Raw genomic sequence first — 5,941 nt, forward strand, 5'->3', positions numbered from 1 at the left:
GGCGTGGGGGCAAATGGCCCTGGCGTTCGGGGCAGAATCCTTGCCCCATCTGCAAAACGGAATCCCGAGAGGCTATTGGACATTCGGGGGCATTTATCCGGTAAGACTTTGGCCACTTTATGCTTCCGATTTGCCATTTTGGCCAAATTACGGTTCCGAATTGAGATTGGATAGGGCGGGACAGCCCCGAACTGCGGGTGGTTTGGCCAAGTTATGGTTCCGAACGAACGACAGGATATGAGAAAAACGACAGATACTTGTGGTTTTACACTACGTTGGTCATACTTCAAATACCGATGCAACGCTTCCTCCATGATACTCCGTTTTCTTCCAGCCCAAACAGATTGATTTATGTGGTTAATAGGCGGCTATTGGGCCGGTTATGCAGGCGGTCATGAAGTTAGTCCGAAAGCTCGCCCGCCTCTTGGTGGCCATGGCGCGGACCGGACAACCCTTTCAGCCGGACCACGAACCACCGCCGGCACCGGAGCCCGCGATCCCGTATGCCGGCTGATTCGTAGGATTTCACAAACGCACGGAGTATCGAGCATCAGTCGCTTACGGGCAGTGACCCGTTCGGTTATCCGGATCGACCTCCCCCCTTGGACGAGATGTGACGAAGGAATGTGAAGGCGCCGACCCGTTGAGATGTGGGAGAGTCACTCATCCAGGCCGTGGGGGAGAAAACCGTGCCATGTGGCTGCCCAGAGTCGTGGGAACCACGACTGCTGTTCCCCCCTGCACTTCTCCGCTATGACCGGGCCTTTGCCATCACACCGTCGTCCACATTGCCGAACCTGGGGTCGTGAAATCCTGCGAATCAGCGAGTATACGGGAGACAAACACTACTCTGCGAGGGAATGACTTAGCCCAATATTCGGCTAATGTTCCCTGGTGACCGGATTATTCGGTTCGGGGCGAAAATGCTCGAACTGTGGTGCCGTGCTGAGGATCGGTGAAACGGTGGACTCATACGATGTGGGCGGGGGATTGCTACCCTGGCCCACATCGTCACTTTATAGGTTTCGTTGACTCGGCTATCCCTGCATCGGCGGAAGACTATTGCTCTTTGGTGGAGTCGAGAATTCGAACCACGTTTCCTGCGGGGTCTCGGAACTGGGCGTACCGACCGCCGGGAATGTCCGTCGGGGCCCCCTCGAATTGCAACACGTGTTTCTTTTCGCGGTAGAAGTCATCCACGCTGGGCACCTCAAAGATACCACCCGCTGTCAGCTCTCCGTCGTCCTGATCCAACATCAGCACCACGTCCGTGCCCGGCATCTTCATACCGATTGTCATATCCTTTTCCCTCCACAACTCCGTCCAGCCGAACTGCTCCCGATAAAAGCGGGCGGCGTCGACCGCGTTGGGGACGGGATGATACAAAAACTGCAGTTTCATCAGGCATCCTCCATTCCATAATTGATTTATGTTTACAATAATCAGTTTACGCACGGATGTCAATCTATTACAATATCACCATGGACTGGATACCCACTCCGAGAAGCGCAAAGGGTCGGTTGGTCCTGCAGGCCATCGAGGCCTTCGCGAACGCGGGATTCGACGGCGTGAACGTTACCGAACTAACCCAAAGCGTGGGCGTCACGACCGGCGTTCTCTACCACCACTTTGGTTCCAAAGAGGGCTTGTATGCCGTCGTCCGGGAAGAGTTAGAGCGCCGCGTGGTGGACCGGATGGACGGTGCTGCAGCTGTTCTGAGCGATGAACCCGATCGTGCTGTGGCGGGCACGGCACTAGTGGGGTTTGATGCCGCCATCCAATTAAACGCGCATCGGGTTTTGGCGGAGCCGCCCAGACGTCGGGACCATGAGTTGATCGCGGACTACTTCCGGCGACTGTGCCAAGGGCGGCCACCCGGGCTAGAAGTTGTTTTGGCAGCCGCATGGCGGGCTGCACTGCAGATGGTCGTGGACGGACACGATCCGGTGCAAGCACGCAGCGCTCTAGAGTGGATCGTCTCGCGCAAGCCGGCCAGTCCCCCGTAATCCCGCGGAGATCGCATCAAGTGATGTCGGGGATAAGCGCGGGAGTCGACAGCGGAGGGGACGCTAGAGTGGAGGCACCGCAAGCGGAACGTGCATCCCCGATGTACCGGCCGCAGCCTATCGCCGATCCTGCGCACTTGTCAGGGGTTAGGAGATGGTGAAAATGGCATCGATTGACCGTGGTTTTTACGGAACTGGTGCGGAGAAAAAGCTGATTGACGAGCTCCATAAAGTCTTGAAACGATCGTATTGCACAGGCCAACCGCATGTGGGACACGGGAACCTCCGATCCCCTGCTGGAACCCACGACCGAAGACTTCATTGGCATTCAATATGCCCCGTGGTATCCCGATGAACGCATCGCGGAGGACGCGGCCAGTTGGCGAAAGGGGAACGCCCACGCCGCCGAAAGCGGCAAAGGCCAAGGATGGCATTGGACGGTGCGGGACATCCGGTTTCTTCCCCGTTCCGCGTCTGAGGTTATCGCGGTCTACACGGTGATCCACCAGTGGGCGGATCCGACGGAGCCTCCAGGCGAAGCGGTCTTCTTGGAAACGTGGGTTCGTCACGAGGACCAGTGGTTATTGAAACGGCACACGGCCGAAAAGCGCTAACAAGCCGCAGGCCGCTGCTAAGGAAGATTTGGGGGCGTAAACGCATTACCCGCGTTACAGCAGGGGGTGCGGAGCGTGGTGCACTGAGAGTAGAAATTGCGGGCACGTGAGGAGGGATTGGGCGATGGCGAGCACCAAAGAACAGCTGCGAGAACTGATTGAGCGCCTGCCGGATGACTGTCCGGTGGAGGACGTCCAGTATCACCTGTACGTGCAGCAGAAGGTGGAGCGGGGCCTTGAGGATGTGTGCGCCGGCCGGGTGCTGAGCCAGGAAGAGATTGAGCGGCGGATGGCCAAATGAACCGATAAGTAAACTGGACCCTGGCCGCGTTGGGCGACCTCGAAGCCGCTGCCGAATACATTGAGCGTGATTCGCCTCACTATGCGGCGTCTCTGATTATGGAAATTCTGGCCGCAGGCCGATCTCTTTCGTTTCTTTCTCATCGAGGGCGACCGGTGCCCGAGCTCGCCGACCCGCACCTTCGCGAACTCATTGTGCCCCCTTACCGTCTCATTTACCGCATCGACGCGGATGCCGTATGGGTGATCGCCTTAGTTCATGGGCGGCGTGACTTGGGTGCCGTGTCGGCCGACCGGGACCCTGCAATTAGCTCGGCCGATACATCACAAAATGAACAGCCGGGATACGGGGGCGATTGTCCCGTAGCGCTTGCGCGGGCGTCGGCTACATCACGACGCCAGGAACGCGGTCGCGGTCTACCATATTCCTGGAAACATATGGTACGTGTTCTGGCGATAGTGCGAATAGGACGACCCTAGGTGACTCACGAGGGCTTGTTCCTCGACGCGAATCCGGCGAAGATAGATAGCGAAGAGGCCCACCGCGATGATGACGGTACCAACCCACGTATCTAAACCTAAACCCAGTCCCACGGCAATCAACCATCCGCCGGTGTAAGCTGGGTGGCGAATCTTCCGATACCATCCGGTTTGAATGACCGTTTGCCCGGACGCAATTTGCACCGTGGAGGAAAAGTAGCGCCCCAATTGCGTGATCGCACTGTACCGCATCGTGATGCCAAAGGCCATCACCACGTTCCCCACAAAGGGGACCCACGTCGGCATCAGTCCGATACCGGTCATGGACAAGAAAAACGCGATCAGAATTAAAATGTACATCCCGCCGAAAATGAACCACACGGATCCGTGGTCGGCCTTCGTGGTAGCGGCGGACGAGTGTTTTCGAAGGGACCGAGCCCGCAGATTCACGACGATTTCCATGATGATCCATACGGCCCACAAGGCCCAAAAAAGTATGGAGTGGAGATTCATAGGAACCCTCCCGTTTGCATTAGTGGTATGCTTCCCAATAGGCACCGATGGCCGTTCTACCTTATGATGTGCCCTCTCTAACATTATGGCGACAATGACGTGTCCGACGAAATCCGTAGGCAGGTTAATGCCGTCAGCCAGTGGTGTGTGCGACATCCGGTATCTGCCTAAATCCGACTTCGGTAATTTTGGGAAGCACTGATGCGGTTTTGGGGAGGGAAGTCCCGCAGGCAACTTTCAGAAAGCCTCGAATATGAGCAGAAGTGAACCGTGCCATGGTGATTGTAACGACGAAAGAAGGTCTCGGTTGTGAGAATCATGGATGCGCCGTGGGTGGTCAGAATGCTTGTGCTGGCTGCGCTGCTGGTGTTCGGAAGTATCTGGACGTACCGATACTATCATTCCACATCATGGGGGATCGCACAGCGAGTTGCTCTCCGGTATGGGATAGAACACCGATTGTTGAAACGGCCGATTCAGAGTCTCTCGACGCAAGCCCACCATCGGTGGCACGGCGTGTGGCTCGAACCGTATTTCTTTTTTGAAACCTCCGGGAGTCAGTTTCTCTATAAATCTTCGAACGGTCAGATCCCGCCCGTCTTAGAGATTACTGTGAGCGGTGAAACCGGCACGGTTGTCGCCACGGACGTTTCTCCGCGCCTGAAGGCGAGTTACCCCATCCAAGGTTTCGACAACCACTGAGAGGGTCGTTGAGCGGGCTGCATTCCTGAATCCTTCATGTGGCGGATCATCTGCTTATGGGGGTAAAAGTCCCACAAGAATGCTCGCCGATTCCGGGCACCTATGTGTCCGCAGCGATAGATTGTGACAAAGTGTTTGGCAAATACTTCTTCAAATGACAAAGGTGGTTGCCATGTCTTTAGACCGCTATCGCGCCCGTGATTTAGCGTTGCCCCGATATCGGGAGGAGTTGCTCGCCGCCATTACCCGCGACGTGACCACCGATTCCCGGGTTCGCGCAGCGTTCGTGGGAGGCTCGTTGGGGGCCGGCGATGAGGACCTCTATTCGGACATTGACCTGCGCATCGTGGTTGATGCCGCGGATGTGGACGACTTTGTGGCGAATAAAACGGTGCGCCCTCAGCGGTGGGGTTCCGTCCTCTTCTACGAAGATTTGGGCCCGCGCGTTGCCCATACGGTGGCGCATTTTGAGGGGTTCATCAAGGTCGATTGCTTCTATTACCGTGTAGCCGAGGTGACGCCATCCCTCGTCTTGCAAAACATCCGCATTCTCCACGATCCCGGGGGCCTTGTGGGCGACGTGCACCGTCGGTCCCAGTCGCTCGTCTACCGCCCGTCGACGGCCGAGGTAGAACGCTGGCGTTATAAAGTGCTGGCATACGCCCATGAGGTCTACCGTGGATGTCGGCGCGGCGAATTATCCTATGCGCGCAAGATGCTCATTGGGCTCGCCGGCTATGCGATGGCGGGATGGCACATGGAGGCCGCGCGTTGGCCGAACCTATGGGCGGACTGGGCGAAAGCGGAAGGGCCGCGCGCGGTCTTATCCCCGTGGCAACAAGAGTTGCTCAGTGCGTGGCATCCGCCGTGGAGCGGGCTGGCCATTTTGGACCTGATGGCCACGATGGAACCAGAACTATCCCGCCTGAATGATCATCTTAGCGAGTTGACCAGATGCGATCCGGACCACCGGGTGTGGAAGCAAGCTTGGGACATGGTGACGTAATTGGCTGGGAATCAGCCACGCCTTGCTAATGCATTTTCGGGGGCGTATGTCCCGGAAGGGAACCCACGAGCCTATATCGAAGGGACAGACCATGTCATTCGTGGGGGGGTGGGGCGGTGTTTCGCAGGAGGGAGTGTTGAGACTTGGAGCCCACAATTGGCGAGTTAGAGGGCGACCTTTGGGCTGCAACCGTGGCCGTGACGGGCGAACCGATGACGCTAGAACGACTAAACGGCGTGGGGGTGTTACGGCCAAGTATAAAATCTCCAATAACGACAACAACACTTCGCCAAAAAGGCCAACCTGATTTCGGCAAAACG

At 57.1% G+C, this 5,941-nt stretch carries 8 protein-coding genes; 6 read left to right on the forward strand and 2 right to left on the reverse strand.

Going from position 1 to position 5,941, the window contains the following annotated elements:
* Positions 1-1,059 precede the first annotated feature (1,059 nt).
* Complete coding sequence (locus tag HIJ39_RS21040; protein WP_169103002.1) at positions 1,060-1,401, reverse strand: VOC family protein; 342 nt, start codon at positions 1,399-1,401, stop codon at positions 1,060-1,062.
* A gap of 80 nt (positions 1,402-1,481) precedes the next feature.
* Here HIJ39_RS21040 and HIJ39_RS21045 point away from each other — a divergent pair, with 80 nt between their 5' ends.
* The 4 genes from HIJ39_RS21045 (at position 1,482) to HIJ39_RS25305 (ending at position 3,400) form a co-directional block, all read left to right on the forward strand.
* Positions 1,482-2,006, forward strand: a complete 525-nt coding sequence (locus tag HIJ39_RS21045; protein WP_243239880.1) for a TetR/AcrR family transcriptional regulator — start codon at positions 1,482-1,484, stop codon at positions 2,004-2,006.
* Positions 2,007-2,272: 266 nt separating this feature from the next.
* A complete protein-coding gene (locus HIJ39_RS21050) occupies positions 2,273-2,620 on the forward strand; it encodes a hypothetical protein (RefSeq protein WP_169103004.1) in 348 nt (115 codons plus the stop codon).
* Between the two features lie 124 nt (positions 2,621-2,744).
* Complete coding sequence (locus tag HIJ39_RS21055; protein WP_169103005.1) at positions 2,745-2,921, forward strand: hypothetical protein; 177 nt, start codon at positions 2,745-2,747, stop codon at positions 2,919-2,921.
* 20 nt (positions 2,922-2,941) lie between these two features.
* Positions 2,942-3,400 carry a type II toxin-antitoxin system RelE/ParE family toxin gene (locus HIJ39_RS25305; protein ID WP_420824588.1) on the forward strand — a complete coding sequence of 153 codons (459 nt, stop codon included), beginning with the start codon at positions 2,942-2,944 and terminating at the stop codon, positions 3,398-3,400.
* Here HIJ39_RS25305 and HIJ39_RS21065 read toward each other — a convergent pair.
* Positions 3,338-3,913: a methyltransferase family protein gene (locus tag HIJ39_RS21065; protein WP_169103007.1), complete on the reverse strand. Its 576-nt coding sequence runs from the start codon at positions 3,911-3,913 to the stop codon at positions 3,338-3,340. The genes HIJ39_RS25305 and HIJ39_RS21065 overlap by 63 nt on opposite strands.
* A 309-nt stretch (positions 3,914-4,222) precedes the next feature.
* Here HIJ39_RS21065 and HIJ39_RS21070 point away from each other — a divergent pair, with 309 nt between their 5' ends.
* The gene (locus tag HIJ39_RS21070; RefSeq protein WP_169103008.1) at positions 4,223-4,615 is read left to right on the forward strand and encodes a hypothetical protein; all 393 of its coding nucleotides are present in this window, start codon (positions 4,223-4,225) and stop codon (positions 4,613-4,615) included.
* A gap of 172 nt (positions 4,616-4,787) precedes the next feature.
* The gene (locus tag HIJ39_RS21075) at positions 4,788-5,621 is read left to right on the forward strand and encodes an aminoglycoside 6-adenylyltransferase (RefSeq protein ID WP_169103009.1); all 834 of its coding nucleotides are present in this window, start codon (positions 4,788-4,790) and stop codon (positions 5,619-5,621) included.
* Positions 5,622-5,941 lie beyond the last annotated feature (320 nt).

The sequence above is a fragment of the Sulfobacillus harzensis genome, from assembly GCF_012933365.1.
Classification (GTDB): Bacteria; Bacillota; Sulfobacillia; order Sulfobacillales; family Sulfobacillaceae; genus Sulfobacillus_B; species Sulfobacillus_B harzensis.